Source organism: Telluria sp. AZSoR62 (assembly GCF_058111565.1).
This window is the reverse complement of the sequence record NZ_JBYTST010000015.1, coordinates 1-26,345: the sequence shown is the minus strand read 5'-3', so window position 1 is coordinate 26,345 and position 26,345 is coordinate 1. Positions and strand designations below refer to the sequence as shown.

Genomic DNA, 26,345 nt, shown 5'->3' with positions numbered 1-26,345 from the left:
GCTGCGTCTAGACGGCGAGGTTTTCGCGAACTTTAGGGCGAAATAAATTATTTTTTTACGGAAATATTTTCGCTTCAGGTCGCCGCGCCCAAAGAAAAACCCGCCGCGGCAGGTCGCCGGGGCGGGTTTTCTTGTCAATGCGGCATCGGCCGCAGGATTCTCAAGGCCGCAGCAGCGGGTACAGCTTTTCGAGCGAGGCCAGGTTGGCGTCGACCAGCGCCTGTTTCACTTCACGCGCGAAGCCGATGTTGTGCTGGAAGCGGCGGCAGTGCACATGGGTGGTCTGCACCAGCATGGCCGCGTCCGGCAGCGGGCCGTCGGTATTGCACTGGGCGGCGAGCATCAGGCGCAGTACGCCGAAGCGCGCCGCGAGCTGCAGGAAGCTTTCATACGGGCTGCCGCCGTCGAACGGGAAGATATTGGTGAAGATTTCGTTGAGCAGGTAGTGTTCCAGCAGGTGCGGGGCAGCTTCGAGCGCCTCGGGCAGCCGGGCCAGCCCGGCGCGGTAGTTGGCGACCAGGGTCTGGCCATCCACCTTGCCGGTCACCGGGTCGGCGCCCAGGCCGCGGGCGACGCGCGCGCTGACGGCGGCGCGCGGGGCGGAGTTGTCATCGAAGCCCGGATCGCTCCACAGCAGCGAAAACACCATCGCCTGGCCCGCATGGTTCGGTTCGATGGCGCGCAGGGCGTCGAAGACGCTGCCTTCTTCTATGAGTGCAGTGAATTCGTCGATGGCTGCGCGCACGTCCGCACCCTGGCCGGCGTCGAGGCGCTGGTTGAGGGAGTCGCACAGCGCGCCCAGCAGCGCCAGGCGCTCCCACACGCTCGGGCCCTGCAGGCGCATCAGGTTCAGGCAGAACACCCGCAGCTCGTTGACGATATCGGCCGGTACGCCATGGCGGTCGCCGATCGCGCCCAGGTTCTCCATGCGCACGGTAATGCCGCTCTCGAGGAAATCGAAGGCGTCCGGGGCCAGCAGCGCCTGGCGCGCCGCTTCCGGGCAGGACAGTACCAGGGCCTGTTCGGCCTGGCCGCCCACGGTGTGCGAGACGCGCGGATACGAGAAGCACACGTTCGGCAGGTAGCTGTCGCCGAGCTTGGCGTGGACCGAGCAGAGCTGGTCTTTCATCAGCCCGCACTGGCGCGTCGCGGGGTCGAAGTGCAGGGTGGCGTAATGGGCGCCCTCGGCATCGTCGTTGCGGCGCACGTGCTTGCGCACGGCCTCGCCCATCTCCGCTTCGCCCAGGCTGCGCAGGGCCTTGAAGGACTTCTTGTCGACGTCGACCTGCCAGGTCGAGCAGCAGGTATCTTCGCAGGCCGAGCCGGTGCAGCGAAAGCGGGTGACGTAGCGGGGAACGAGGGCGGGGATGGTGCGGGTACGATGAAGGATGGCCATGGTATCTAAGTAGTTGCCGGGTGGCTCCGGCCGTCCATACTACGACAGGTGAACCTTGCCCACAAGCATCTGGACCCGGGGCGGGCGAAACCCGCGCCCGGCTGTCGCATGGCTGCGACTCGACAGTATGCTCCTGGCAGAAGTGATGGCAAACCGGCCATGCCGGCCTGTCATGTGAGACTATGACAACTGTTCGCCTTGCGGTACCCCTTCCTGGCGACCACCCCATAAAAAGGAGATGCAATGAAAGCTTTGACAGCAGGACTGGCGGTCGCGGCATGCATGCTGGCCGGATGCGCCTCGGCGCCGGTTTCCGATCCGGCGCCGACCATGGCGGAAGTATCCGCCGGCGTAGTCAACACCGCGGGACAGGATGGCCACGCGATGACCGGCACCAGGATGGCCAAGCGCACCTCGACCGACCGCATGCTCAAGGCGGTGGGCGCACAGGGCGCCAAGGACGAGATGCGCAACGCACCGCGTCCGGGCGCGCTTACTCAATAAGAAGAATTAATCCGGCACTGAAACGGGTTAGCGCGGCTTAATTTGCCACCACGACCCGGTTCTTGCCGGTCTGCTTGGCCTGGTACATGGCGCGGTCGGCCCGCGCCATCAGGCTTTCCTGGCTTTCGTTGGGCACCCGCAGCGCCACGCCGCACGAGAAGGTGATCAGCATCTTCTCGTTCTCGTACATGAAGAAATGGCGGGTCAGCTCGCGCTGCACCCGCACCATCGCCGCCGCCGCCGCCTCGACCGTGGTCTCGGGCAGCAGGATCAGGAATTCCTCGCCGCCGAAGCGGGCGATCACATCCATCGAGCGTAGCGTCTCGCGCACCACCGTCACCAGGTGCTTCAGGGCGCCGTCCCCGGCCAGGTGGCCGTAGGTATCGTTGAGCTTCTTGAAATTGTCGAGGTCGAGGATCGCCACGCACAGGGGCGTGTTGCGGCGGTCGGCGCGCGCGGCTTCGCGCCCGAACACTTCTTCCAGGCCGCGCCGGTTCAGGCTGCCGGTCAATTGGTCTTCGCGCACCAGCTCGCTCATATGCTGGAGCTCGGCTTCGAGCATGCGGATGCGGTCCTCGGCTTCCTGCACTTCGCGGTGCACCGCCACCATGCGGTCGCGCGAGGCGAGCGTATCAATCTGGGCCTGGCGGGTCTCGCGCAGCACTTCTTCCAGTACGCCGCCCAGCTCGTCGATATTGGCGGCCCCGCTGATGCGCTTGGAGAAGGTGCCCAGTTTGGCATGGTAGTCGCCGGTCGAGGCCGCCACCGAGCCGAGACGGTCGATGAAGGTCATCATCATGTTCTTGACGGTGGCGCGCACGTCCGAGATGCTGTGCTTGAGCTGGCCCTGCTTGAGGATCACATCCTTCAGGCTGCGGGTCGCGTCTTCCAGCGAGCGGGTGTCGAGCGGACCGGAAATCAGGTCTTGCACGGCGGCGATCTGGCCGCGCATCCAGCTGTCGTCGTCGAGCAGCTCGTTGACGTTATCTAATAGAAGACGGAACAGGCGCAGCAGCAGCTCGCGCTGCTCGGACTGGTCGCCGCTGTGCAGCTCGACCTGGTAGCACAGCTGCTTCAGGCGGCTCGACAGGTCCACCAGCTCGTCGCCGCGCGCCAGCTTGACGGCGCCGCCGAGGGTCTCGGCTTCCAGCACCAGGTCCTTGCTGCCCGCCAGCAGGGTTGCCAGGGCAAAGGCCAGCGAACGTCCCAGCATCTCGCGCAGGTGGCGCATGTCGGGGTCTTCGTCGCCCAGGGCCATCACCGGCGTGTTGCGGCGCAGGTGGCGCTCGGCCATCTGGCTCAGCGCCTGGGCGTAGCCGCTCCAGTCGCCCCCCTTGGATGCGCGCAGCATGCGGCGGCCGTATTCGGATACTTCGCCGGGCGTATCGGCCAGGCGGCGCGCAAAGGTTTCGAGCACGTCGCCGGCCGGGTTGGCGGCCGGCGCGGCCGCGGCAGGGGGCACGCCCGCGATCTCGTCGTAGATGGCGCGGTAGGCGTCCGGGGTCGGCGCGATGCGGCGCGTGGCCAGGCGCCGGAAGGCTTCACGGGCGATATCGGCAGGATTCTGGCCGGGGACGACGGGGGAGGGCGACGACGTGGTGGACATGGCTGGTAGGACGCAGATTGCTGTTTGGCGTAATGATAAGCAGTTTAATTGCCAACCATCAATTAAAAAACAGTAACAAAGATGCTTGCGACAACGCTTGCATCGGCGACCGGCTAGCCCACCAGCTGGTTGCGAATCGCATAATGCGTCAATTCCGCGCTGTTCTTGAGCTTCATCTTGACCAGCAATCGCGCGCGGTATTCGCTGACGGTCTTGACCGACAGCGACAATTCCCGGGCAATATCGCTTACCGACATCCCGGAGGCGATCATGGTCAGGGTCTGGTATTCGCGGTCCGACAAGGAGTCGTGCGGCGGCGCGTCGTGGTCTTCGCCGACCTGCGCGGCCAGGGTCTGGGCCAGTGCGGCGCTGACGTATTTCTGGCCGGCCGCGACCTGGCGGATGGCCGTCACGAGCTCGCGCGGGGCGCTCTGCTTGGTCATGTAGCCCGAGGCCCCGGCCTTGAGCGAGCGGATCGCATACTGGTCTTCGCGGTGCATCGACAGCATCAGCACGGCCAGGTCGGGCCGGTCCTTGCGCACCTGCTTCAGCACTTCGATGCCGTTGCGGTCGGGCAGGGAGATGTCGAGCAGCATCACGTGGGGACGCGACTTGCCGACCAGCTTGATGGCGTCGAGCCCGGTTTCCGCTTCGCCGGCCACGATGATGTCGCCCTGCTCGGCCAGGATCTGTTTCAGGCCTTCGCGCACGATGGCATGGTCGTCGGCAATGAATACACGGATGGTTGCTTTGTCAGTCATTCTGGCCTGCGCTATTGCTGAACTCATGGTGGGCGGCCGCCTCGCGTGCTTCGTGCGGGGCAGCCAGCCTGGTCTTGATGGTCACCATCGTGCCACCTCCGGGCGCCGGCGACAAGGCCAGCGTGCCGCCCAGCGCCTTGGCGCGCTCGCTCATGCCGCGCAGCCCGAAGGATTGCGGCTTGAGGCGGTCGGCCGGTTCGATGCCGCGGCCGTTGTCGCAGATGACCAGGGTCAGGTGGGCGCGCTGGCGGCGCAGCGACACCGTCACCCGGGTGGCGCCGGCATGCTTGGCGATATTCGTCAGCGCTTCCTGGAAGATGCGGAACAGGGCGGTGGCGTGGTCGTCGTCCAGAAGAATGTCCTTGTCGGGACAGCGGAACAGGCAGGCGATGCCCATCTGCTTTTCGAACTCGCGCGCCTGCCATTCGAGCGCGGCCACCAGCCCCAGGTCGAGCATGGTCGGGCGCAGGTCGAGCGAGATCCGGTGCACCGCCTCGATCGTGCGGTCGACCAGGTCGTCGAGGTAATTCGCCTTGTCGATCAGCGCCGGCTGCTCGGGCAGGCGCGCGGCCAGCATCGCCAGCGCCATCTTGATGGCCGTGAGGTTGCCGCCCAGGTCGTCGTGGATCTCGCGCGCGATGCGGGCCCGTTCCTGTTCCTTGACCTGCTCGATGTGGTCGGTGAGCTCGGCCAGCCGCGAGCGCGAGCGCATCACCTCGTGCTGCTCCTGCTTGCTGTCGCTGATGTTGGTCATGATGCCGTCCCACTGCACCGCGCCGCTGTCGGCCGGGTGCGGGGTGGCGCGCAGGTTGATCCACTTCACGTCTTTCCAGGCGTCGATCCAGATCCGGCCTTCCCAGTTCCATGCGCCGAGCCCGTCGCGCGAAATCTGCATGCAGTCCAGGTAGCCCTTGCGGTCTTCCGGCAGGATGAGCCCTTCGAACAGGGAGGCGTCGCGCTGCAGCTCCAGCACCGACAGGCCGAGCAGGGCCTGGCAGCCGTCGCTGAGCCAGGGGAATTCCAGCCGCCCGTCCGGATAGTGCGCCAGCTGGAACACCAGCCCCGGCGTATTGCGCACGATGGCGTCGAAGCGCGCCTGCGACTGCGCCAGCGCCTGCGCCGCCGCCTGCTCGAGCGTCAGGTCGTCGGCAATGGCCAGCAGCAGCGAGCGGCCGTCGCGCACGATGCGCAGGAAAGACAGCTTGACGGGATAGGTACTGCCGTCGGCGCGCCGCAGGCGGGTGCGGATGCCCACCTGGGCGCCGATCTCCTCGCCCAGCCCGGCCAGCAGGGCGGACAGCACGCCGGGTTCGAGCGCCGGGGCGATGGCGTAGACGTCCATCGTCCCCAGGCTGGCCGCATCATGGCCCAGGTTCAGGCGCGCGGCCTGGTTGGCGTCGACGATGGCCAGCGTGGCGGCGTCGAGCAGGTAGATCTCGGAGGCGGCCGCCTGCATTTCGGCGGCCAGGGTGGGCGTCGGACTCATGGCTGTTCGGTTTCTTGTTCGTCTACACGCTGCGCCTGCTGGCGCGCCTTGGAGCGCGCACTGAAGCGCCGCAGCACCCGCGTCAGGTGGCTGGGCTGGCGCCCCGCGCGGCGCAGCAGCCGGCGCAGGGCGCGCCGCGCGCCATTGACGGCCAGGCGGCTGCGGCGCCAGAAGCTGCTTACGCGCAGGCTGGCCAGCCAGCGGTCCTTCAGGGCGATGAAGCCGCCATGGCAGCGGGCAAACCATCCTACGCCGAGCAGGGTCGGCAAGGTCAATATATAGATGCGCGCCACCACCATCGCGCCGCCCAGCTTGGCGAGCACGAAGGTGGAGATCCCGGCCAGCGCATGGCCCTTGGCGATGGCGAGCAGGGCCAGCAGCTTGACCGGCAACAGCAGCAGCCCGGGCAGCAGGAACAGGCCCAGGGCGGCCCAGGGCGGCAGGGTGCGGATATGCGCTTCCAGCCAGCGCAGCGGCGGCCAGGCGGCCAGGCGGGCGGCGGCGCGGCTGCCGACCTGCCAGGTCCAGGCTTCGAGCAGCAGCACCAGCGCCGCCAGCTGCATCAGGGGCGCAAGCAGCCGTGAGCGCTGGCCGACGCGCGGATGGGGGCGCGCCTTGTGTACCGGATGTCCTGCCGAGTTTTCTCCGTCCATGAGCGCATGATACGGCAAGCAAGGGACTCCCGGCGCCGCTGCCGTTACAATAAGGACCATGAACAAGGCATTTGTAAAAGAGTCCGACAACGACGACGATGACGGCGAAGCGCTGGCGCTTGCCCAGGCCATTCCTGCCGGAGCCAAGAACTACATCACCCCGGCCGGCTACCAGGCCATCAAGGACGAGCTGCTGCAGCTGATCGACGTCGACCGTCCCGAGGTCGTGCGCATCGTGCACTGGGCCGCCTCGAACGGGGACCGCTCGGAAAACGGCGACTATATCTACGGCAAGCGCCGCCTGCGCGAGATCGACCGCCGCATCCGCTTCCTGACCAAGCGCCTCGATTCGGCCGCCGTGGTCGACCCTTCCGTGCACCATGGCAACGACCAGGTTTTTTTCGGGGCCACCGTCGCCTACCTGAACAAGGCGGGCGAGGAGCATACCGTCACCATCGTCGGCATCGACGAGCTCGACCCGCTCAAGGGCAAGATCAGCTGGGTGTCCCCGGTGGCGCGCGCCCTGACCAAGGGGCGCGAGGGCGACCTCGTCACCCTGCAGACGCCGCTGGGCGTCGAAGAACTCGAGATTCTTTCGGTCGACTACCCGGAGCCGGTCGCGGATTGACCGGGCCGGGCTGGTAAGATGAGCGATTCGCCGATTGTCCCGTCTTCCATGAACCGTTCCCACGATGCCCTGCGCGAGGCCGATGCCCTCGCCGCGCTGCGCACCGCCACCGCTGCCCGCCACGAGCGCCTGGACGGCGGCCTGCCCCTGTCCGCACCCGACCCATCCCTGACTGATTACGCCGGGCATTTGCTGATGGTGCGCGACTGGCTGCTGCCCCTGCAGGCCTGGCTGGACGGCTATGCCGACGGTCCCCAGGCCGAAGCCAGCCTGCCGGCCACTTCCCGCCTGTCCCTGATCGAAGCCGACCTGCTCGAGTCCGGCATGCCGGCAGCTGCGCCGCCGCGTCCGGGCGTCGCATGGCCTCTTGATGCAAGCGCGGCTTACCGCTGGGGCGTGGCCTATGTGATCGAAGGCTCGCAGCTGGGCGGCGCCGTGCTCCATGCCCGCCTGGCCGAGCGCTTCGCGCCGCATCCGCTGCGCTACCTGCGCGGCGAAGCCGGCGGCCCGGGGCCGCGCTGGCGCGCCTTCATGCTGGCGCTGCGCGCGAACGTACGCACACCGGAAGACATCGCCGAAGCCTGCACCGGGGCCTGCGCGGCCTTCGACCGCATCCTGGAGCTGGCGCCGCATACCTGATGCAAAAATAATGCGCGCCGGTGTCGATTCCGCACCGCGCCGATCGTCGTCTTGTCAAACGGCTGGCAAAGCCGTTGTCAACCCAACCACACGGAGGATGCGATGCGATTCATGATTTTGCTGAAGGCGGACAAGGACACCGAAGCGGGCGTGATGCCGAGCGAAGAGCTGCTCACGGCCATGGGCAATTTCAACGACGAACTGGTCAAGGCCGGCGTGATGCTGGCGGGCGAGGGCCTGCAGCCATCATCCCAGGGCGCACGGGTGCATTTCAGCAGGGACGGCGGCGTGCGCGTGGTCGACGGGCCCTTCGCCGAGACCAAGGAATTGCTGGCCGGCTTCTGGATCTGGCGCGTGAACTCGAAGCAGGAAGCGATCGATTGGGTCAAGCGCGTGCCGATGCCCATGTTGAGCGGCGAAGCCGAGATCGAGATCCGCCAGATCTTCGAAATGGACGACTTCGGCGACACCATGACGCCGGAATTGCGCGAGCAGGAAGAGCGCCAGCGCGCTGCGCTGGCCCAATAAGCACCCTCACCGGAGAAACGACATGGTTGCCAAAAACACGGTGTGTCTCTGGTTCGACGGCGCGGCACTGGAGGCGGCGCAGTTTTACGCCGCGACGTTTCCGGATAGCGCGGTCACGGCTGTCCACCGCGCGCCGGGCGATTACCCGGCGGGCAAGCAGGGCGATATCCTCACGGTCGAGTTCACGGTCATGGGCATTCCCTGTCTCGGCCTGAACGGCGGCCCGGGCATCACCCACAACCAGGCATTTTCCTTCCAGGTGGCCACCGACGACCAGCAGGAAACCGACCGCCTGTGGGACGCCATCATCGGCAATGGCGGGCAGGCCAACGTGTGCGGCTGGTGCCAGGACAAGTGGGGCCTGTCGTGGCAGATCACCCCGCGCGTCCTGATCGACGCCTACACCGATCCCGACCAGGCCGCGGCCAGGCGTGCATTCGAGGCGATGATGGGGATGGGGAAGATCGACATTGCGGCGATCGAGGCGGCGCGGCGCGGCTGATCCGGTTTTCGCCAGCCGGGTCCGCCGCGCGGTGCGCCCTTAAGAACGCTCGCGCTCGACCCGGTTCACCCCCGCCACCCGTCGCAGGTTGCGGATCAGCTGGGCCAGGTGCACGCGGTCTTTTACCTGGATGGTAAAGCGCAGCTGCGTCATCAGGTGTTCGTCGTCCTCGTCCATGCCGACATAGGTGATGTTGGCGTCGGACTCGCCGATCTCGGCCGCCACGCGCGCCAAAATGCCCTTCTCATTGTTGATGAGCAGGCGGATGCGGCAGTCGAAGCGGCGGTTGAGCTCTTCGCCCCATTGCACGGCGATCCAGCGGTCCGGTTCCTTGGCGCGCACGCGCTTGGCCGGGAGGCAGTCGCAGGTGTGCACCACCAGGCCCTGGTCGCGCCGCAGCTGGCCCAGGATCTGGTCGCCCGGGATCGGCAGGCAGCAGGGCGCCAGCTGCACCGACACGCCTTCGCTGCCGTAGATGGTGACCGGGTCGATGTCGCTGCTCGGTACCGCCTGGGACGAAGGCGCGTGGTCCGGATCGCTTTCCATCAGGCCGAAGATGTGGCGCGCCACCAGGGCCGGCATGCGCTTGCCGATGCCGATGTCGGCGTACAGCTCGTCCATCGACTTGGCCGAGGATTCGGCCAGCAGCTTTTCGATCGCGCCGGGGGACAGGTCCGGGTTGATGTTGCGGGCGGCCAGCGCCCCGGCCAGCAGTTCCTGGCCCAGCTCCACCGACTCGTTCACGTTCACCGTGCGCAGGTAATGGCGGATCGCCGAACGGGCCTTGCCGGTACGCACGAAACTCAGCCAGGTCGGGCTCGGGCGCGAGTCGGGATTGGTGACGATCTCGACGATGTCGCCGTTGTGCAGCTCGTTGCGCAGGTGGGCGGTCTCGTTGTTGATCTTGACCGAGACCGTGTGGTCGCCGATGCCGGTGTGGATCGAATAGGCGAAATCGAGCGCCGTGGCGCCGCGCGGCAGGGCGATGATCTTCGATTTCGGCGTGAACACGTAGACCGAATCCGGGAACAGGTCGACCTTCACGTGCTCGAGGAATTCGGCCGAGTCGCCGGTCTGCTGCTGGATGTCGAGCAGCGACTGCAGCCACGCATGGGTGCGCTGCTGCAGGTCCGACATGTTCGAGTCGCCGGTCTTGTAGAGCCAGTGCGCCGCCACGCCGCTTTCCGCGGTGCGGTGCATGTCCTGGGTACGGATCTGGAATTCGACCGGGGTGCCGTAGGGGCCGATCAGGGTGGTGTGCAGCGACTGGTAGCCGTTGATCTTGCGGATCGCGATGTAGTCCTTGAACTTGCCCGGCATCGGCTTGTACAGCGCGTGCAGGGTGCCAAGGGTGACGTAACAGTTCGGGACCGTGTCGACCACCACCCGGAAGCCGTAGACGTCGAGCACCTGCGAGAACGACAGGTGCTTGTTGCGCATCTTTTTATAGATGCCGTACAGGGTCTTTTCGCGGCCGTAGACTTCGGCCGTGATGCCGGCGGTGGCCAGCTGCGCCTTGACCGACTCGAGGATCTTCTTCACCACTTCGCGGCGGTTGCCGCGCGCGGCCTTGATCGCCTTGGCCAGGGTCTGGTAGCGCAGCGGGTACAGGTGCGAGAACGACAGGTCCTGCAGCTCGCGGTAGATGTTGTTCAGGCCGAGGCGGTGGGCGATCGGCACGTACACTTCCATCGTCTCGCGCGCGATGCGGCGCTTCTTGGCCGCGACCATCACGCCCAGCGTGCGCATGTTGTGCAGGCGATCGGCCAGCTTGATGAGGATGACGCGTACGTCGGAGGCCATCGCCAGCAGCATCTTGCGGAAGTTTTCGGCCTGCGCCTCGACCTGGCTCTGGAATTCGATCTTTTCGAGCTTGGACAGGCCGTCGACCAGGTTCGCGACCTGGGCGCCGAAGCGCTCGACCAGGTCGTCCTTCTTCACATCCTGGTCTTCGATCACGTCGTGCAGCAGCGCGGCCATGATGGCCTGGGCGTCGAGCTTCCACTCGGCGCAGATCTCCGCGACGGCGATCGGATGGGAGATGTAGGGCTCGCCCGACTTGCGCACCTGGCCGAGATGCATCTCGTCCGAGAAGCGGTAGGCTTCCTTGACTTTCTTGAGTTCGGCGGGAGTGAGGTAGTCGGACAGCTTGTTGATCAGCTGCGTGACCGAAGCTACGCCCGGGGCGGGCGCCGGTGCTTCGGCGTCTTGCGGTTTACCCGCGCGCTTGGCGCGGGGTGGGGTCGTGCCTGGATGGGTCGAATCCGGGGAAGTCAGTTTCATGCGTTATATCGATCAGCCAGTGTAGGCACAGAATAACAGATTCAACGATTCCCGAATTCAAGCCATCGCGGGGTATTACATCGGTACCTTTTTCAGCATCTCGATGCCCACCTTGCCGGCGGCGATTTCGCGCAGCGCGACGACGGTCGGCTTGTCCTTGGCTTCGACTTTCGGGGTGTGGCCCTGCAGCAGCTGGCGTGCGCGGTAGGTGGCGGCCAGGGTCAGCTGGAAGCGGTTCGGGATGGTTTTGAGGCAATCTTCGATGGTGATACGGGCCATGGGACACTCCTAATTGGTCATTCTTGCGGTACGCCTTGCGGCGCCGCGTTTACGTTGGTTGTTGCGCGTGGATTCCGAGCTGGGCGAACAAGTCTGCATTGCGGGCCGCCTGTTGGGCGAAGCGGCAACGTGTCGCTATGACAATCGCCTGCAGCTGCGAGAGGGCGACATTGAACTCTTCGTTGATGATAGCATATTCGAAGTCCGGAGCGTGAGCGATCTCCCCCCCGGCCGCCAGCAGGCGGCGCGTAATGATGTGGGGTTCGTCGGTGCCGCGCTTGTGCAGGCGCTCTTCCAGCGCCTCGATCGACGGCGGCAAGATAAAGATGCCGGCCGCATCCGGGAACTGCTTGCGCACCTGGCGCGCGCCTTGCCAGTCGATCTCCAGCAAAATATCGGTCCCCAGCTTCATTTCCTGTTCCACGCTCAAGCGGCTGGTGCCGTAGTAATTGCCGTGCACTTCCGCCCACTCCAGGAATTCCCCGCGATCGGCGCGCGCGACAAAATCCTCGGCCGAGGTGAAATGGTATTCGCGGCCATCCTGCTCGCCCGGACGCGGCTGGCGCGTGGTGGTCGAGATCGACAGCTTGATGCCCGGTTCCAGCTTCAGCAGGGCGTTGACCAGGGTCGATTTGCCGGCGCCGCTGGGTGCGGCGACGACGAACAGGCTGCCGGAGAGGGCGGGAGTGATCATGGGTGTGTTCCTTCTTGCGTGTAATTGCGTCGAGTTCATCGCCGCGAAGTGTTCATCATAACGTTGAACGCGTGGGCAAGAAACCGGCCCACCCTACGAAAAGCGGCATGTCATGCGTTTGCCGCGATGTCATTGCCGTTGTAGGGTGGGCAGGTCTCCTGCCCACGCGTTCAGGTCACCGCCGCACATTGTTGCGCGACGACAACATCCTGCTTCTATTTATTCCAGGTTCTGCACCTGCTCGCGCATCTGCTCGATCAGGAGCTTGAGCTCCATCGAGGCGTCGGCCAGTTCCTTCACCGAGGCCTTGGCGCCCAGCGTGTTGGCTTCGCGGTTGAGCTCCTGCATCATGAAGTCCAGGCGCTTGCCGACCTGGCCGCCCTTTTTCAGGATGTGGCGGGTCTCGTTCAGGTGGGCCGACAGGCGCGACAACTCTTCGGACACGTCGATGCGGATGCCGTACAGTGTCACTTCCTGGCGGATGCGCTCGAGCACTTCCTGGCGCGTAAGGGTAGACGGGTTGCCGTGGCCGGCCAGGCCCAGCGCGTCCTGCATGCGCTCGATGGCCTTTTGCTGGAACTGCGAGATCACCTGCGGAATCAGGGGCGTGATGCGCTTGACGATGGTTTCCATCGACTCGATGCGCGACTGCAGCATCGCTTCCAGCGCGGCGCCTTCGCGGCGGCGGCTGTCCACAAACGCGGCGACGGTGGTGGCGGTCAGCGCCGCGACGTCCTGCTGGAGCGACTCCTGGCCGACGGTCGATTCCTCGATCACGCCGGGCCAGCGCAGCAGTTCGGCGACGGTCATGGGCGCGGCGGCGGCGAAGTGCTGCCCGATCTCGCCTTGCAGGCGGGCCAGGTCGGCCAGCAGTTCCTGGTTCAGGGCCTGCGAGCCGCCGGTGGTCTTGCGGCCGAAGGAGAGGCGCACTTCGACCTTGCCGCGGGTGATCGCGGCCATGATCGCGGCGCGCAGGTCGGGTTCGAGCGCGCGCAGGTCGTCGTTGATGCGGAATTGCAGATCCAGGAAGCGCGAGTTGACGCTCTTGATCTCGATGGTGAGGGTGCCGGCAGCGCCTTCGCTGGTCGCTACCGCATAACCTGTCATGCTAGAAATGCTCAAAGAAGTCCCCGGTTTTTATTCTATAGGGCAGCTGCCCTTTACAAAGCCAACATTTATCCCACACAATCGTCCCGTTAAGCAAGGAACCCTTCCTGGATGGCCGCACAGAACAACGCACCCCTGCCCGATGGCCTGGAAATTGCCGGATATCGCATTGTAAAGAAAATTGCGTCCGGTGGGTTCAGTATTGTTTATTTGGCATATGACGCCGAAGGCAATGCCGTCGCCATCAAGGAATACCTGCCCAGCCAGCTCGCCTTGCGGGCGCCGGGCGAGCTCGCGCCGAGCGTGTCCAAGCCCAATCTGCCGGTGTTTCGCATCGGCCTGAAATGCTTCTTCGAAGAGGGGCGGGCGCTGGCGCGCATCGTCCATCCGAACGTGGTGCGGGTGGTGAATTTCTTCAGGGCGAACGAGACCGTGTACATGGTCATGGCCTACGAATCCGGCCACACGCTGCAGGACCACATCGCACGCCTGCACGCCAAGGGCAGCCGCATGGGCGAGGCCTCGATCCGCCAGCTCTTCAACGGCGTCTGCGCGGGCGTGCGCGAAGTCCATGCCAACAAGCTGCTGCACCTGGACCTGAAGCCGGCCAACATCTACCTGCGCAGCGACGGCTCGCCCCTGCTGCTCGACTTCGGCGCGGCGCGCCAGACCATCAATATCGACGTGCCGATGCTGGCGCCGATGTACACGCCGGGCTTTGCCGCGCCCGAGCTGTACAGCAAGGCCGCCACCCTCGGGCCCTGGACCGACATCTACAGCATCGGCGCGGCCATGTATGCCTGCATGACGCGCACCATGCCGCAGCCGGTCGAGGCGCGCAAACAGGAAGACAAGACCGCCGTGCAGCTGGCGAAACTGGCGGGCAGCTATTCGCCGGAGCTGGTGGACATGGTAGGGTCGTGCATGGCGCTCGATCCGCTGGCGCGCCTGCCGAGCGTCTTTGCGATGCAGAAGGTGCTGCAGGCGCCGCCGTCGGTAGCCGGTGCAGCGGAAGAAGACGAGGCGGCTGCGCCCGCGGCAGGCTGGCGCGGGCTGGTCGAACGGCTGGGCGGCATCGGCCGCAAGGCCCGCACTGAAGAGTAAAGGGGAGCAGCATGCAGTTTTCCGTCTACCAGCAGACCCACATCGGCGGGCGCAAGGTCAACCAGGACCGGATGGGCTACAGCTTCACGCGCGATGCGCTGCTGCTGGTGCTGGCCGACGGCATGGGCGGCCACCTGCGCGGCGAGATCGCCGCCACCATCGCGCTGCAGACGCTGTCGATGATGTTCCGCATGCAGGCCCGCCCGTATATCAAGAAGGCCGAGCGCTTCCTGGAAGAGGCGCTGCAGCAGGCGCACTGGGACATCCTGGCCTATGCCGAAACCAACAAGCTGCCCGAGACGCCGCGCACCACCATCGTGGCCTGCCTGGTGCAGCACAACTGCGCGGTCTGGGCCCATTGCGGCGACTCGCGCCTGTACTGGGTGCGCCGCAACCAGGTGCTGGCGCGCACGCGCGACCACTCCCACCTCGAATACCTGATCGACAAGGGCCGTGCGAGCGAAGCGGACCGCAATACCCACCCCGACCGCAACAAGCTGTACAACTGCCTGGGCGCCGGCCAGGAACCGAAGATCGAGATCTCGAACCAGGCCAGCCTGGAACCGGGCGACACCCTGCTGCTGTGTTCTGACGGCCTATGGGGCGTGCTGCCGGAAACCGAGATCGTGCACCGCCTCTCCACCTCGACCATCGTGCAGGCGGTGCCGGACTTGGTGGCGATGTCGGCCGCCATCGGCGGGGCGCGCGGCGACAACACGACGGCGCTGGCCATCACCTGGCAGGGCGCAGACGCGGCGAACCCCGCGCCCGACACGATCTCGACCCAGATGCTGGCCGAAGACGCGGTCAGCTCGACCATCACGGCCGGCCAGCCCGCCAATGCGGGCGCCGACGCGTTTGACGAGGACGAAATCGAAAAGGCGATTGCCGAGATCCGCGAGGCGATCGAAAAATCTTCCCAATTACTCAAATAACAAAGGCACCTCCATGAGCTTCGAACAACGCCCGAGCGGCCGCACGGTCGACCAGCTGCGTGCAATCCGCATTACCCGCCAGTACACCCGGCATGCCGAAGGCTCGGTGCTGATCGAATGCGGCGACACCAAGGTGATCTGCACCGCCAGCATCGAAGAAAAGGTGCCCGGCTTCCTGAAAGGAAAAGGGCAGGGCTGGATGACGGCCGAATACGGCATGCTGCCGCGCTCGACCCACACCCGCATGGACCGCGAAGCCGCGCGCGGCAAGCAGTCGGGCCGCACCCAGGAAATCCAGCGCCTGATCGGCCGCTCGCTGCGCGCCGCGTTCGACCTCGAAGCGTTTGGCGAGCGCACCCTGCACCTGGACTGCGACGTGATCCAGGCCGACGGCGGCACCCGCACCGCCTCGATCACCGGCGCCATGGTCGCGGCCTATGACGCGTTCAACGCGCTGGTGGGGCAGGGGCTGCTGCCTGCCGTGCCGGTCAGGCACTTCGTGGCGGCGATTTCGGTGGGTGTCTACAAGGGCATGCCGGTGCTGGACCTGGACTACCTCGAGGATTCGGACTGCGATACCGACATGAACGTGGTGATGAACGAGCAGGGGCATTTCATCGAAGTGCAGGGCACGGCGGAAGGGGCGGCTTTTGACCGCAACGGGATGAACCGCTTGCTGGATCTGGGGCAGCTGGCAATTACGGAGTTGATCAGGTTGCAGAAGCAGTCCCTCGGGCTGGTCGGCTGATTTCCTGTTGCGGCTTCGGTAAGGAACTGGGGTCCCGGCCAAGGCCGTGACCCCATGCCCAACTGCAGCCGACAAGCATCCTTCGGCCTGACACGCTAAAATACTACCCCTCCCGCAGCAACCACCTCCAAGCACGCCATGACCCAACGCCTGATCCTCGCCTCCAACAACGCCGGCAAACTGAAGGAATTCGCGCAGCTGCTTCGCCCCATCGGCTTCGAACTGCACCCGCAAGGCGAATTCGACGTGCCCGAAGCGGAAGAGCCTTTCGGCACCTTCGTGGAAAACGCGCTGGCCAAGGCCCGCCACGCCGCCCGCCTGACCGGCCTGCCGGCTTTGGCGGACGATTCGGGCGTCTGCGTCAATGCCCTGGGTGGGGCGCCCGGCGTGTATTCGGCGCGCTATGCGGGCGAGCCGAAATCCGACGCCCGCAACAGCGAGAAACTGGTGGCCGACCTGGCCCAGTACAGCGACAAGTCGGCCTATTATTACTGCGTGCTGGTCTATGTGCGCCACGCCGACGACCCGCAACCGGTCATCGCCGACGGCCGTTGGAACGGCGAGATCATCGCTACGCCACGCGGCGCCAACGGCTTCGGCTACGACCCGCACTTCCTGATCCCGTCGCTGGGCAAGACCACCGCCGAGCTGGAGCCGGCCGTGAAGAATGCCCACTCGCACCGCGGCCAGGCCCTGCGTGCACTGGTCGAGAAGCTGCGATGATCCCGATTAAAGTCGCGGGCCCGACGCCCAGCGAACCGCGTAGCCCGGCGACGACCGCCCTGCAATACCTGAAGCCGGGCGCGCTGAACCTGACGGCCCTGCCGCCGCTCTCGCTCTACATCCACTTCCCATGGTGCGTGCGTAAATGCCCGTATTGCGATTTCAATTCGCACGAGGCCAAGGGCGAATTGCCGGAAAAGGAGTACCTCGACGCCGTGCGCCTGGACCTGGAGCAGTCGCTGCCGATGATCTGGGGCCGCAAGATCCATACCGTCTTCATCGGCGGCGGCACGCCGAGCCTGATGTCGGCCGCGGGACTGGACCGCCTGCTGTCCGACGTGCGCACCCTGCTGCCGCTGGAGATCGGCGCCGAGATCACGATGGAAGCCAATCCGGGGACCTTCGAGTCCGAGCGCTTCAGGTCCTACCGCGACAGCGGCGTGAACCGCCTGTCGATCGGGATCCAGAGCTTCAACGGCGCCCACCTGAAGGCCCTCGGCCGCATCCACGACGAGAGCGAAGCCCTGCGCGCGGTGGAAATCGCGCGCTCTACCTTCGATAACTTCAACCTCGACCTGATGTTCGCGCTGCCGGGGCAGACGCTCGAGCAGGCGCGCCATGACCTGCAGACGGCGATGTCCTTCGAGCCGCCCCACCTGTCGATGTACCACCTGACGATGGAGCCGAACACGGTCTTCGCCAAGTACCCGCCGGCGCTGCCCGACGACGACCTGAGCGCCGACATGCAGGACATGATCCTGGAAGCCACGGCGGCCGGCGGCTACCAGCACTACGAGGTCTCGGCCTATGCCAGGGCCGGCAAGCAGGCCAGGCATAACCTGAACTACTGGGGCTTCGGCGACTACCTCGGCATCGGCGCCGGCGCGCATTCGAAGATCTCCTTTCCGCACCGCGTGCTGCGCCAGGCGCGCTACAAGCAGCCGGCCTCCTTCATGGAAGCGGCCAGGCGCGGCAACCCGGTGCAGGAAGAGCACGAGATCGCCCGCGCCGACATGGGTTTCGAGTTCATGCTCAACACGCTGCGCCTCGTCGACGGCTTCGATCCGAATCTGTTCGGCGAGCGCACCGGGATGAATATCGGCGCGATCGGCAAGCAACTCGACGCGGCCGAAGCCAAGGGGCTGCTGTACCGCGACCACAAGCTGATTCGGCCTACCGAACTGGGCCAGCGCTTCCTGAATGATTTGCAGGAAATGTTCCTGGCCGGCTGACGCAATGCAGCCTGCGCATCGTAGGGTGGGCAAGTTCCTTGCCCACGCGTTCAAGCAGCTGTAGCACGGACGCGGTGCGGTTTGAATGCGCTAACGATCACCGCGTGGGCGGAATCCGCCCACCCTACGGGTCTTGCTGATTCACCAGAATGGGGCACGCTGCCTCAAATCGTCTTCGCCCCCGCCAGCGCCTCGATCGTGCGCCCCAAGCCCTTGACCACGCGCGCCATGCTGGCGTAATCGAGCTTGTCCGGCGTGTCCTGGGCGGTGTGGTAGTAGGGGTAGCGCAGGAAGGCGGTATCCGTGATCATCAACGCCGGATAGCCTTGCCGGTTGTACGAAGTGTGGTCCGATAGCGTCACACCCATCACGTGCGCCGGCGCCGCCAGCCCTTCGGCAGGGAAGTCGGACTGCGCCTTGAAAGCCGCCAGTGCCTGGCGTACCAGCGCCGACGATTCGAGCGTCCCCACGAATGCAATGAAATTGCCGGTACTCGGGTAACGGCCTTGCAGCTCCGGCGGCAGGCGCTGGCTGTTGGGAGCATCGGAATACCAGCCGATGGTTTCCAGGATCAGGGCGCCTGCCACCTTGTGCCCGGCCTGCTTCAGTGCCCGCGCATGCTGCATGCTGCCCATTTCCTCGCCCATGAACCAGGGCGGTTCTTCGTTCACGAAGAAGACGAATTTCACTTCGGTGCCGCGGCTGGGCTGCATGGTTTTCAGCAGGCGCGCCAGTTCCAGCACGGCCGCCGTGCCGCTGCCGTTGTCGTTGGCGCCCGGCGCGCCGGGCGCGGAATCGTAATGGGCGCCGACGATGAAGATGCGTTCGGGCTTCGCGCCCGGCGCGGCGTTCGACACCGAGACTTCGATATTGCGCACCTTCTGGCCGCCTGCCTGGTATTCCTGCCGCTGCACGCGGTAGCCGACACCCTGCAGGCTCGCTTCGATGTGGCGCGCGGCCTGTTCGAGCTGGCGCGGGTTGGCGGTATTGTGTTCTTCGCTGGCGATGGCTTCTACGTGGGTGCGCAGGCGCGCGGCGAGGTCGGGAGCCGGCATGGCGGAATCGGTTTCCAGGGTCAGGGTAGCCAGCGCAATCGCAAGCAGGATCGCAATGACGACCTTCCAGTGTGAGCGGGCGAATTTGCGCATGGCGGGAAAAAGCAGCCTTCAAGCGTCGATGCGTCCAGTGTAGCCAAACTGGCAAAGCCCCGCCGCGCCAATTCCGCGCTTCAATTCAGCCCGGGTGCGCGGCTCAGCGCGCGCTGTTGGGCAGCACCTGGAAGTCGTGGCTGTGCTCGAGTGCGCGCAGCAGCCCGGCCAGGTTCGCGGGCGGCACGGCCAGCTTGCGCTGGCGGAGGTCGAACCAGCCCACGGTCGAGGTCACGCGCGCGCACAGCACGCCTTCGCGGAAGAACTCGTTCCGCAGCAGCATGCGGCTGGCGTCTTCCGACAAGCCGCCCAGGGCCAGGGTCACCGTGATCCGGTCGAGCAGGCGGCATTCGCGGAAGTAGTCGAGCTGGTCGCGCATCACCACCGGCCCGAGCTGCAGCCGCGCGAACTCCGACATCGGGAAGCCGTGCTCGGCGAAATACATCATGCGCACGTCGGCCGACTTGTCGAGATAGGCCGTGTTGCGCATGTGGGCGTTGAAGTCCATGTCGCCCCAACCGGCGGTCAAGGTTTGCTGGTACATGGCGTTCTCCTTTTTCGTTCGTGCCGCTACTTTACTGCGCCGGGATAGTGGCTGCAGAACCGGCTTGCAGTGCACCGACAAGGCAGGCAAAAAAAAGGCCGGACTGCGCACAGTCCGGCCTTTCATCGATCGCGAAACGCTCAGCGCGCCGCCACGGGCGTGCCAGGCGCGCTCCACCCGCCGCCGAGCACGCGGTACAAGGTCACCTGGTTCTGCAGGCGCTGCAGATTCGCCTGCACCGCGGCCTGCTGCGCCTGGAACAGCGAACGCTGCGCATCGAGCAGGTCGAGGTAGCTGGCCGCGCCGTTCTTGTAGCGCAAATCGGCCAGGTTGAAGCGGTCGGCCTCGGCTTCGGCCACCGCGCGCTGGGCGCGCAGCTGCTCGCTGAAGGTCGACTGCCCGGCCAGCGCATCGCCCACTTCGCGGAAGGCGGTCTGGATCGAGCGCTCGTACTGCGCCACCGCGATGTCGCGGCCGGCCCGGGCAGAGCCCAGCACCGCGACGTTGCGGCCGTAGTCGAAGATCGGCAGGATCGCCTGCGGCGCGAAGGTCCAGCCGAAGCTGCCGCTCTTGAACAGGCCCGACAGCTCGGTGCTGGCGCTGCCGACGCTGCCGGTGAGCGTGATGCGCGGGAAGAAGTTCGCGCGCGCCGCGCCGATGTTGGCGTTGGCGCCGATCAGCTCCTGCTCGGCCGCGCGGATGTCCGGACGGTTGATCAGGAGGTCCGACGGCAGGCCCGCCGGCAGGTCCGGCAGGTCGGTCGCGGCCAGGGTGCTGCCGGCCGGGTTCGGATCGATCGAGCCGCCTACCAGCAGCGTGAGCAGGTTGATGTCCTGGGCGCGCTGGCGCTGCTGCGCGGCCAGCGTGGTCAGCGCGGTTTCCACCAGCGAGCGCGCCTGCTGCAGTTCCAGGCGCGACGCGACGCCGTTGTCGAAGCGCAGCTGGGTCAGGCGCATCGACTCCTGGCGCGTGCCCAGCGCCTGCTGGGTGATGGCCAGCAGTTCCTCGTCGGCCAGCAGCTGCAGGTAGGCGTTGGCGACCGACGCGATGAGACTGATTTGCGTGGTCTTGCGCGCTTCCTCGGTGGCGAGGTATTGCGCCAGCGCGGCGTCCGACAGGTTGCGTACGCGGCCGAACAGGTCGAGCTCGAAGGCCGAGACCGACAAGCCGCCCTGGTAGACGCTGTCGATCGGCTGGTCTTCGCCGGTGGTCTGGCGCTGGCCGCTGATTGCGGCGCCGATGGTCGGCAGGCGGTCGGCGCGGGTGATGCGGAACTGCGCGCGCGCCTGCTCGATGTTGGCGACCGCAATGCGCAGGTCGCGGTTGTTGGCCAACGCCTGCTCGATCAGGCCGCGCAGGCGGGCATCCTGGAAGAAGCGCTGCCAGGCCAGGCTGACGGGCGCTTCGTTCGCCACCTGGGCGGCTGGGGCGTTGGCCGGCTTGGGCAGCTCGGGGAAGGCCTGGGCCACGGGGGCCGCGGGACGCTCGTATTTCGGCGCCAGCGACATGCAGCCTGCCAGCGTCAGTGCCAGCGCCATCGGCGCCAGCCTTACCAGTCGATTAGTTGTTTTCATCATGGCGATCATATTTTTTCATGGACTGCCGCTGCGGCTGCGGCTTCTTCTTCATGTGCGTATTTCTTGCGCTGGCGCTCGCTGCCCTTGAACAGCTTGCGCACCACCACGAAGAACATCGGCACGAACAGCACGCCCAGCACGGTAGCCGTAATCATACCTCCCATCACGCCGGTACCGATGGCGCGCTGCGATGCCGAGCCGGCGCCGCCTGCGATCACCAGCGGCAGCACGCCGAGGATGAAGGCCAGCGAGGTCATGATGATGGGGCGGAAGCGCAGGTGGGCCGCTTCGATTGCCGCTTCCATCGGCGAGCGTCCCTGCGCCTGCAGGTCCTTCGCGAACTCGATGATCAGCACCGCGTTCTTCGCCGCCAGGCCGATGATGGTCACCAGGCCGATCTTGAAGTACACGTCGTTCGGGTAGCCGCGCATCATGGCCGCCAGGATCGCGCCCAGGATACCGAGCGGCACCACCAGCAGCACCGCCACCGGGATCGACCAGCTTTCGTACAGGGCCGCCAGCGCCAGGAAGATCGCCAGCATCGCGAAGGCCATCAGGATGCCCATGGTCGAACCGGACTGCGCTTCCTCGCGCGACTGGCCGGTCCATTCAAAAGCGAAGCCCTGCGGCAGCTTGGCCGCCAGCTTTTCCATCTCGGCCATCGCGTCGCCGGTCGAATAGCCCGGCTTGGCGTCGCCCGCGATGCTCATCGCCGGATAGCCGTTGTAGCGGATGGTCTGCATCGGGCCGGTCACCCAGCGGGTGGAGGCGAACGACGACAGCGGCACCGGCTGGCCTTGCGTATTGAGTGCGTTCAGCTCCAGCAGGTCGTCCGGCTGCATGCGGGCGCTGGCCTCGGCCTGCACCACGACACGCTGCAGGCGGCCGGCGTTCGGGAAGTCGTTCACGTACGACGAACCGAGCGCGGTCGAGATGGCCGAGTTGATCGACTCGAAGCTCACGCCCAGGGCTTGCGCCTTGTCGCGGTCGATGTCGAGCATGACTTGCGGCGCGTCTTCCAGGCCTTCCGGACGCACGCCGGCCAGCACCGGGCTTTGCGAGGCCATGCCGAGCAGCTGGTTGCGCGCCGCCAGCAGCGCATTGTGGCCGGCGCCGCCGCGGTCCTGCAGGCGGAAGGTGAAGCCGGTGCCGCGTCCCAGTTCGGGAATCGGCGGCGGCGACAGGGCGAAGATGAAGGCGTCGCGCACGCCCGACAGGCCGCCCATGATGCGTCCGGCCAGCGCCTGCGCGCTCGAGCCTTCGCCCTTGCGCTCGTCCCAGTCCTTCAGCGGAATGAAGGCCAGCGCCATGTTCTGGCCGGCGCCCGAGAACGAGAAGCCCAGCACGCTGACCATGTTGGCCACTTCCGGCTGCTTCATGATGAAGGTTTCGGCGGTGCGCATCACCTCGTTGGTGCGCTCGAGCGTGGCGCCCGGCGGCAACTGGATGTTGGCGATCACATAGCCCTGGTCTTCGTTCGGCAGGAAGGAATTCGGCATGCGGGCGAACAGCAGGCCGACCACGCCGACGATCAGGACAAACGCCACCAGCGCACGGCCGGAGCCGCGGATGATCTTGCCGACCCAGCCTTCATAGCCCTTGGCGGTGCGGCTGAAGCGGCGGTTGAACCAGCCGAAGAAGCCTTTCTTCTCGTGGTGGTGGCCCGCTTCGACCGGTTTGAGCAGGTGGGCGCACAGCGCCGGGGTCAGCGACAGCGCCAGGAAGGCCGAGAAGGCGATCGAGGACACCATGACCACCGCGAACTGGCGGTAGATGTTGCCGACCGCGCCGCCGAAGAAGGCCAGCGGCACGAACACCGACATCAGCACCACGGTCACGCCGATGATGGCGCCCGAGATCTGGCCCATGGCCTTGCGCGTCGCCAGCAGCGGGCTCAGGCCTTCCTCGCTCATGATGCGCTCGACGTTCTCGACCACCACGATGGCGTCGTCGACCACGATACCGATCACCAGCACCATGCCGAACATGGTCAGCACGTTGATCGAATAGCCCAGCGCCAGCAGGGTGGCGAGTGAGCCCAGCAGCGCCACCGGCACCACGATGGTCGGGATGATCGTGTAGCGGATGTTTTGCAGGAACAGGTACATCACCAGGAACACCAGCACGATCGCTTCGATCAGGGTATGGAGCACCTGCTCGATCGAGATATCGATGAACTTCGAGCTGTCGAACGGCACGGTGGCCTTCATCCCGGGTGGGAAGAACTTCGACAGTTCTTCCATGCGCTCGCGCACCAGGCGCGCGGTTTCCAGCGCATTGCCGCTCGGCGCCAGCTGCACGCCGATACCGGTGGACGGCTTGCCGTTCAGGCGCGCGGAGGTGGAATAGCTCTGGCCGCCGATCTCGATGCGGGCCACGTCCTTCAGGCGCACGGTGGAGCCGTCCGGGTTTGCGCGCAGCACGACGTTGCCGAACTGTTCGGCAGTGGTGAGCTGGCCGGTGACGACCACGGTGGCGCTGATTTCCTGGCCTTGCGCCAGCGGCAGTTCGCCGATGGTGCCCGAGGCCACCTGGGCATTCTGGCTGCGGATCGCGTTGTTCACGTCGCTTGGGGACAGGCGGAAGCCCACCAGCTTGGCCGGGTCGATCCAGATGCGCATCGCGCGCTCGGTACCGAACAGCTGCGCGGTACCGACGCCCTTGATGCGCTGGATTTCAGGCAGGACGGTGCGCGAGGCGTAGTCGCCCAGCGCAATCGGATCCCATTTCGGGTCGCTCGACGACAGGATGGTAAACAGCAGGAAGTTGGCGCGCACCTTGTCGACGCGCACGCCCTGCTGGTTCACCGCCTGCGGCAGGCGCGGGGTGGCGCGCGCCAGGCGGTTCTGGACATCCACCTGCGCCAGGTCCGGGTTGGTGCCGGTCTCGAACGTCAGGGTGATCGAGCCGCTGCCGTTGGCCGAGCTGCTCGATTCCATGTAGATCAGGCCCGGGGAGCCGTTCATCTCGCGTTCGATGACGGAGATGACCGAGTCTTCCAGGGTCTGGGCCGATGCGCCCGGATAGGCGGCATTGATCACGATCGATGGCGGGGCCACGTTCGGATACTGTGCGATCGGGAGCTGGGTGATCGAAACGCCGCCGATCACCATGATGAACAGCGCGATCACCCAGGCGAAGATAGGGCGGTCAATAAAAAAGCGTGCCATGTTAAATCCTGTTCTTGTTGCCGGCGCTTAGCGTGCGGCGGGTGCCGTGGCGCCCGAGCCGGCGGCCGGGGCGGCCGTACCTGGGGTCCACTGCACCACCTTGACCGGGGTACCCGGCGGCAGCATCTGCAGTTTCTGGAAGCCGTCGACCATCACGCGTTCGCCTTCCTTCAGGCCCTCGGTGACGACCCAGGCGCTGCCCTGCTGCGAACCGATCTTGACGGTGCGCGGGGTCGGCTTGTTGTCGGGGCCGACCACCATCAGGGTATCGCCCTGGGCGCCGCCGCGGGTGACGGCCTGCTGCGGCACCACGATGCCGTTCGGGACCTGGGCCTGGGCCAGGCGCACGCGCACATACTGGCCCGGCAGCAGGGCGTTGTCCGGGTTCGGCACCGTCGCGCGCAGGGTGACCTGGCCGGTGCTCGGATCGACGGTGACGTCCGAGAACAGCAGGCGGCCGCGGGTCGCCAGTTCGGTGCCGTCGTCGAGCATCACGGTGACCGGCGCATCCTTGGCGCCGCCGCCGGCCTGCTTGCGCAGGCGCTGCAATTCGGTCGCCGACTGGGTAATGTTCAGGTACATCGGGTTGTTCTGCTGGATCACGGCCATTTCGGTCGCTTCCGCTGCGGAGACCAGGGCACCTTCGGTCACCAGCGCGCGGCCGATGCGGCCCGAAATCGGGGCATTGACGTTGGCATAGCCGGAATTGATCTGGGCGATGCGCACCTGGGCGCGCGAGGCGGCCACCGCGGCCTCGGCCTGCTTCTGGGCGGCGACGGCGTTCGTGTATTCCAGCTTGCTGATGGCATTGGCTTCGACCAGCGGCTTGTAGCGCTCGGCCAGCGAGGCGGCCTGGCTCAGGGTCGCCTGGGCGCGGCCGAGGTCGGCCTGGGCGGCAGCCACTTGCGCCTGGTAAGGCGCCGGGTCGATCTGGAACAGGGACTGACCCTGCTTGACTTCGCTACCCTCGGTGAACAGGCGCTTGAGCACCACGCCGTTGACGCGGGCGCGGACCTGGGCGGTACGGACCGGCTCGGCGCGTGCCGGCAGTTCCGTCTGCAGGGCAACCGCCTCGTATTTGGTGGTGATGACGCCGACTTCCGGCGCCGGCATGCCGCCGCCGGGGCCGCCAGCGGCCGGCGCCGCGTCTTTCTTGCCGCAGGCCGAGAGCAGGGCGACGGCCATCAGGGTGCCGGCAGCGATCCGGGTGAGGGCGTGGTTGTGGTGTGCGCGCATTACGTGTGCTTTCCTTCTGATTATCGATTCGACTACCGTATGCGGGCATTTCCACAACATACGAATCGTCACTGGCTATTGCTGGCAGTTTTATATACTATCACGGTTGTATGTTTAATGTTTGAGGCGCTCTTCAAATCGAGAGCAAGGAAAAAAATGGCTCGTAAAACCAAGGCGGAGGCTGCCGCTACCCGCGACAGCATCCTTGACGCTGCTGAAAAATTGTTCGCCGAACAAGGCGTTTCAAGGACAACTTTACAGCATATCGCCAGCGAAGCGGGTGTGACGCGCGGCGCGATCTACTGGCATTTCCTGGACAAGGGCGCGCTGCTGCAGGCCATGATGGAGCGCGCCAAGATGCCCCTGGAAGAAGCGATGCTGCTGCTCGACGCCAACGAGGGCGGTGATCCGGTGCAGGATTTGCGCGAGTATGTGATGACGGTCTTGCGGGTGACCGCCAGCGACCCGAAGGCGCGCCGCGTGTTCGAGATCGTCACGCTGAAGATGGAATTCGTGGCCGACGCCGTCGTCATGCGCGAAGGACGGCGCGAAAAGCAGCTGATCTGGATGCAGCGGGTCGAGACGCGCCTGGCGCAGGCCAAGGCCCTGGGCAAGGTCCGCCAGGACCTCGACCCGGTGACGGTGGCCAACGGCATGTGGATCATCATGGATGGCCTGATCCGCAACTGGCTGTTCGATACCGAGGCCTACGACCTGGTACAACTGGGCGGGGCAGTCGTGGATACCTATCTGGCGGGGCTGCGCGAGTGCTGATCTCTGCACGACATTCAAACTTCGTACTTCGGGGTCAGGTCTGACATTCGGACACAAGCCCAGCCGTGTCCCAGATGAGCCCGTGTCT

Annotated in this window: 25 protein-coding genes; 11 read left to right on the top strand and 14 right to left on the bottom strand. The window is 65.9% G+C overall.

What is annotated here, in order from left to right:
- Nucleotides 1-160: 160 nt before the first annotated feature.
- A complete protein-coding gene (gene fliB / locus AC3XQU_RS19980; RefSeq protein WP_489875911.1) occupies nucleotides 161-1,396 on the bottom strand; it encodes a flagellin lysine-N-methylase in 1,236 nt (411 codons plus the stop codon).
- A gap of 243 nt (nucleotides 1,397-1,639) precedes the next feature.
- On the opposite strand from fliB, the gene AC3XQU_RS19975 reads away from it, so the two are divergent.
- Complete coding sequence (locus AC3XQU_RS19975; RefSeq protein WP_489875910.1) at nucleotides 1,640-1,900, top strand: hypothetical protein; 261 nt, start codon at nucleotides 1,640-1,642, stop codon at nucleotides 1,898-1,900.
- Between the two features lie 37 nt (nucleotides 1,901-1,937).
- On the opposite strand, the gene AC3XQU_RS19970 is transcribed toward AC3XQU_RS19975, so the two are convergent.
- From AC3XQU_RS19970 to AC3XQU_RS19955, 4 genes are all read right to left on the bottom strand, one after another.
- Nucleotides 1,938-3,506, bottom strand: a complete 1,569-nt coding sequence (locus AC3XQU_RS19970) for a GGDEF domain-containing protein (RefSeq protein WP_489875909.1) — start codon at nucleotides 3,504-3,506, stop codon at nucleotides 1,938-1,940.
- Between the two features lie 113 nt (nucleotides 3,507-3,619).
- Entirely contained in the window at nucleotides 3,620-4,267 is a 648-nt protein-coding gene (locus AC3XQU_RS19965; RefSeq protein WP_489875908.1) for a response regulator, read from the bottom strand.
- Complete coding sequence (locus tag AC3XQU_RS19960) at nucleotides 4,260-5,753, bottom strand: sensor histidine kinase (protein ID WP_489875907.1); 1,494 nt, start codon at nucleotides 5,751-5,753, stop codon at nucleotides 4,260-4,262. Before AC3XQU_RS19960 ends, AC3XQU_RS19965 begins: the two co-directional genes overlap by 8 nt.
- A complete protein-coding gene (locus AC3XQU_RS19955; RefSeq protein WP_489875906.1) occupies nucleotides 5,750-6,406 on the bottom strand; it encodes a hypothetical protein in 657 nt (218 codons plus the stop codon). The genes AC3XQU_RS19960 and AC3XQU_RS19955 overlap by 4 nt, the downstream gene beginning before the upstream one ends.
- A gap of 58 nt (nucleotides 6,407-6,464) precedes the next feature.
- Between AC3XQU_RS19955 and greB the strand changes: the two genes are divergently transcribed.
- The 4 genes from greB (at nucleotide 6,465) to AC3XQU_RS19935 (ending at nucleotide 8,703) form a co-directional block, all read left to right on the top strand.
- Nucleotides 6,465-7,034: a transcription elongation factor GreB gene (greB, locus tag AC3XQU_RS19950; protein WP_489875905.1), complete on the top strand. Its 570-nt coding sequence runs from the start codon at nucleotides 6,465-6,467 to the stop codon at nucleotides 7,032-7,034.
- Between the two features lie 48 nt (nucleotides 7,035-7,082).
- Entirely contained in the window at nucleotides 7,083-7,673 is a 591-nt protein-coding gene (locus tag AC3XQU_RS19945) for a biliverdin-producing heme oxygenase (protein WP_489875904.1), read from the top strand.
- A 102-nt stretch (nucleotides 7,674-7,775) separates the two neighbouring features.
- On the top strand, nucleotides 7,776-8,201 hold the full coding sequence (locus tag AC3XQU_RS19940) for a YciI family protein (protein ID WP_489875903.1): 426 nt from the start codon (nucleotides 7,776-7,778) through the stop codon (nucleotides 8,199-8,201).
- A 22-nt stretch (nucleotides 8,202-8,223) separates the two neighbouring features.
- Nucleotides 8,224-8,703 (top strand): VOC family protein, encoded by a 480-nt coding sequence (locus tag AC3XQU_RS19935; protein ID WP_489875902.1) that lies wholly within the window; start codon nucleotides 8,224-8,226, stop codon nucleotides 8,701-8,703.
- A 39-nt stretch (nucleotides 8,704-8,742) separates the two neighbouring features.
- Here AC3XQU_RS19935 and AC3XQU_RS19930 read toward each other — a convergent pair whose 3' ends face one another.
- The 4 genes from AC3XQU_RS19930 to AC3XQU_RS19915 form a co-directional block, all read right to left on the bottom strand.
- Nucleotides 8,743-10,986, bottom strand: a complete 2,244-nt coding sequence (locus AC3XQU_RS19930) for a RelA/SpoT family protein (RefSeq protein WP_489875901.1) — start codon at nucleotides 10,984-10,986, stop codon at nucleotides 8,743-8,745.
- A 75-nt stretch (nucleotides 10,987-11,061) separates the two neighbouring features.
- Entirely contained in the window at nucleotides 11,062-11,265 is a 204-nt protein-coding gene (rpoZ, locus tag AC3XQU_RS19925) for a DNA-directed RNA polymerase subunit omega (RefSeq protein ID WP_091874733.1), read from the bottom strand.
- 49 nt (nucleotides 11,266-11,314) lie between these two features.
- Complete coding sequence (gene gmk, locus AC3XQU_RS19920; protein WP_489875900.1) at nucleotides 11,315-11,959, bottom strand: guanylate kinase; 645 nt, start codon at nucleotides 11,957-11,959, stop codon at nucleotides 11,315-11,317.
- Between the two features lie 219 nt (nucleotides 11,960-12,178).
- Nucleotides 12,179-13,066 carry a YicC/YloC family endoribonuclease gene (locus tag AC3XQU_RS19915; RefSeq protein WP_489875899.1) on the bottom strand — a complete coding sequence of 296 codons (888 nt, stop codon included), beginning with the start codon at nucleotides 13,064-13,066 and terminating at the stop codon, nucleotides 12,179-12,181.
- Nucleotides 13,067-13,177: 111 nt separating this feature from the next.
- Between AC3XQU_RS19915 and AC3XQU_RS19910 the strand changes: the two genes are divergently transcribed.
- The 5 genes from AC3XQU_RS19910 (at nucleotide 13,178) to hemW (ending at nucleotide 17,808) form a co-directional block, all read left to right on the top strand.
- Nucleotides 13,178-14,170, top strand: coding sequence for a serine/threonine protein kinase (locus tag AC3XQU_RS19910; RefSeq protein WP_489875898.1), 993 nt, complete (start codon nucleotides 13,178-13,180; stop codon nucleotides 14,168-14,170).
- A gap of 11 nt (nucleotides 14,171-14,181) precedes the next feature.
- A complete protein-coding gene (locus AC3XQU_RS19905; protein WP_489875897.1) occupies nucleotides 14,182-15,105 on the top strand; it encodes a PP2C family protein-serine/threonine phosphatase in 924 nt (307 codons plus the stop codon).
- Between the two features lie 13 nt (nucleotides 15,106-15,118).
- Nucleotides 15,119-15,853, top strand: coding sequence for a ribonuclease PH (gene rph / locus AC3XQU_RS19900; RefSeq protein ID WP_489875896.1), 735 nt, complete (start codon nucleotides 15,119-15,121; stop codon nucleotides 15,851-15,853).
- A gap of 138 nt (nucleotides 15,854-15,991) precedes the next feature.
- Nucleotides 15,992-16,576: an RdgB/HAM1 family non-canonical purine NTP pyrophosphatase gene (gene rdgB, locus AC3XQU_RS19895; protein WP_489875895.1), complete on the top strand. Its 585-nt coding sequence runs from the start codon at nucleotides 15,992-15,994 to the stop codon at nucleotides 16,574-16,576.
- Nucleotides 16,573-17,808, top strand: a complete 1,236-nt coding sequence (gene hemW / locus AC3XQU_RS19890) for a radical SAM family heme chaperone HemW (protein ID WP_489875894.1) — start codon at nucleotides 16,573-16,575, stop codon at nucleotides 17,806-17,808. The genes rdgB and hemW overlap by 4 nt, the downstream gene beginning before the upstream one ends.
- A 164-nt stretch (nucleotides 17,809-17,972) precedes the next feature.
- On the opposite strand, the gene AC3XQU_RS19885 is transcribed toward hemW, so the two are convergent.
- The 5 genes from AC3XQU_RS19885 to AC3XQU_RS19865 all read right to left on the bottom strand — a co-directional run bounded on the left by AC3XQU_RS19885 (nucleotide 17,973) and on the right by AC3XQU_RS19865 (nucleotide 25,483).
- Nucleotides 17,973-18,956 (bottom strand): M28 family peptidase, encoded by a 984-nt coding sequence (locus tag AC3XQU_RS19885; RefSeq protein WP_489875893.1) that lies wholly within the window; start codon nucleotides 18,954-18,956, stop codon nucleotides 17,973-17,975.
- 103 nt (nucleotides 18,957-19,059) lie between these two features.
- The gene (locus AC3XQU_RS19880; RefSeq protein WP_489875892.1) at nucleotides 19,060-19,500 is read right to left on the bottom strand and encodes a thioesterase family protein; all 441 of its coding nucleotides are present in this window, start codon (nucleotides 19,498-19,500) and stop codon (nucleotides 19,060-19,062) included.
- A 140-nt stretch (nucleotides 19,501-19,640) separates the two neighbouring features.
- A complete protein-coding gene (locus AC3XQU_RS19875) occupies nucleotides 19,641-21,074 on the bottom strand; it encodes an efflux transporter outer membrane subunit (protein ID WP_489875891.1) in 1,434 nt (477 codons plus the stop codon).
- Nucleotides 21,075-21,082: 8 nt separating this feature from the next.
- Complete coding sequence (locus AC3XQU_RS19870) at nucleotides 21,083-24,247, bottom strand: efflux RND transporter permease subunit (protein WP_489875890.1); 3,165 nt, start codon at nucleotides 24,245-24,247, stop codon at nucleotides 21,083-21,085.
- A 27-nt stretch (nucleotides 24,248-24,274) separates the two neighbouring features.
- Nucleotides 24,275-25,483, bottom strand: a complete 1,209-nt coding sequence (locus AC3XQU_RS19865; protein WP_489875889.1) for an efflux RND transporter periplasmic adaptor subunit — start codon at nucleotides 25,481-25,483, stop codon at nucleotides 24,275-24,277.
- A gap of 156 nt (nucleotides 25,484-25,639) precedes the next feature.
- Between AC3XQU_RS19865 and AC3XQU_RS19860 the strand changes: the two genes are divergently transcribed.
- Nucleotides 25,640-26,257 (top strand): TetR family transcriptional regulator, encoded by a 618-nt coding sequence (locus AC3XQU_RS19860; RefSeq protein WP_489875888.1) that lies wholly within the window; start codon nucleotides 25,640-25,642, stop codon nucleotides 26,255-26,257.
- The last annotated feature ends 88 nt before the right edge of the window (nucleotides 26,258-26,345 follow it).

Coding starts and splice junctions, on each gene's coding strand:
- hemW (WP_489875894.1), top strand. CDS start 16,573: ATGATCCCGATTAAAGTCGCGGGCCCGACGCCCAGCGAACCGCGTAGC.
- greB (WP_489875905.1), top strand. CDS start 6,465: ATGAACAAGGCATTTGTAAAAGAGTCCGACAACGACGACGATGACGGC.
- AC3XQU_RS19865 (WP_489875889.1), bottom strand. CDS start 25,483: ATGCGCGCACACCACAACCACGCCCTCACCCGGATCGCTGCCGGCACC.
- AC3XQU_RS19870 (WP_489875890.1), bottom strand. CDS start 24,247: ATGGCACGCTTTTTTATTGACCGCCCTATCTTCGCCTGGGTGATCGCG.
- AC3XQU_RS19935 (WP_489875902.1), top strand. CDS start 8,224: ATGGTTGCCAAAAACACGGTGTGTCTCTGGTTCGACGGCGCGGCACTG.
- AC3XQU_RS19940 (WP_489875903.1), top strand. CDS start 7,776: ATGCGATTCATGATTTTGCTGAAGGCGGACAAGGACACCGAAGCGGGC.
- AC3XQU_RS19885 (WP_489875893.1), bottom strand. CDS start 18,956: ATGCGCAAATTCGCCCGCTCACACTGGAAGGTCGTCATTGCGATCCTG.
- gmk (WP_489875900.1), bottom strand. CDS start 11,959: ATGATCACTCCCGCCCTCTCCGGCAGCCTGTTCGTCGTCGCCGCACCC.
- AC3XQU_RS19960 (WP_489875907.1), bottom strand. CDS start 5,753: ATGAGTCCGACGCCCACCCTGGCCGCCGAAATGCAGGCGGCCGCCTCC.
- AC3XQU_RS19965 (WP_489875908.1), bottom strand. CDS start 4,267: ATGACTGACAAAGCAACCATCCGTGTATTCATTGCCGACGACCATGCC.
- AC3XQU_RS19905 (WP_489875897.1), top strand. CDS start 14,182: ATGCAGTTTTCCGTCTACCAGCAGACCCACATCGGCGGGCGCAAGGTC.
- AC3XQU_RS19975 (WP_489875910.1), top strand. CDS start 1,640: ATGAAAGCTTTGACAGCAGGACTGGCGGTCGCGGCATGCATGCTGGCC.
- AC3XQU_RS19910 (WP_489875898.1), top strand. CDS start 13,178: ATGGCCGCACAGAACAACGCACCCCTGCCCGATGGCCTGGAAATTGCC.
- AC3XQU_RS19860 (WP_489875888.1), top strand. CDS start 25,640: ATGGCTCGTAAAACCAAGGCGGAGGCTGCCGCTACCCGCGACAGCATC.
- AC3XQU_RS19875 (WP_489875891.1), bottom strand. CDS start 21,074: ATGAAAACAACTAATCGACTGGTAAGGCTGGCGCCGATGGCGCTGGCA.
- AC3XQU_RS19945 (WP_489875904.1), top strand. CDS start 7,083: ATGAACCGTTCCCACGATGCCCTGCGCGAGGCCGATGCCCTCGCCGCG.
- rdgB (WP_489875895.1), top strand. CDS start 15,992: ATGACCCAACGCCTGATCCTCGCCTCCAACAACGCCGGCAAACTGAAG.
- rpoZ (WP_091874733.1), bottom strand. CDS start 11,265: ATGGCCCGTATCACCATCGAAGATTGCCTCAAAACCATCCCGAACCGC.
- fliB (WP_489875911.1), bottom strand. CDS start 1,396: ATGGCCATCCTTCATCGTACCCGCACCATCCCCGCCCTCGTTCCCCGC.
- AC3XQU_RS19955 (WP_489875906.1), bottom strand. CDS start 6,406: ATGGACGGAGAAAACTCGGCAGGACATCCGGTACACAAGGCGCGCCCC.
- AC3XQU_RS19915 (WP_489875899.1), bottom strand. CDS start 13,066: ATGACAGGTTATGCGGTAGCGACCAGCGAAGGCGCTGCCGGCACCCTC.
- AC3XQU_RS19930 (WP_489875901.1), bottom strand. CDS start 10,986: ATGAAACTGACTTCCCCGGATTCGACCCATCCAGGCACGACCCCACCC.
- rph (WP_489875896.1), top strand. CDS start 15,119: ATGAGCTTCGAACAACGCCCGAGCGGCCGCACGGTCGACCAGCTGCGT.
- AC3XQU_RS19970 (WP_489875909.1), bottom strand. CDS start 3,506: ATGTCCACCACGTCGTCGCCCTCCCCCGTCGTCCCCGGCCAGAATCCT.
- AC3XQU_RS19880 (WP_489875892.1), bottom strand. CDS start 19,500: ATGTACCAGCAAACCTTGACCGCCGGTTGGGGCGACATGGACTTCAAC.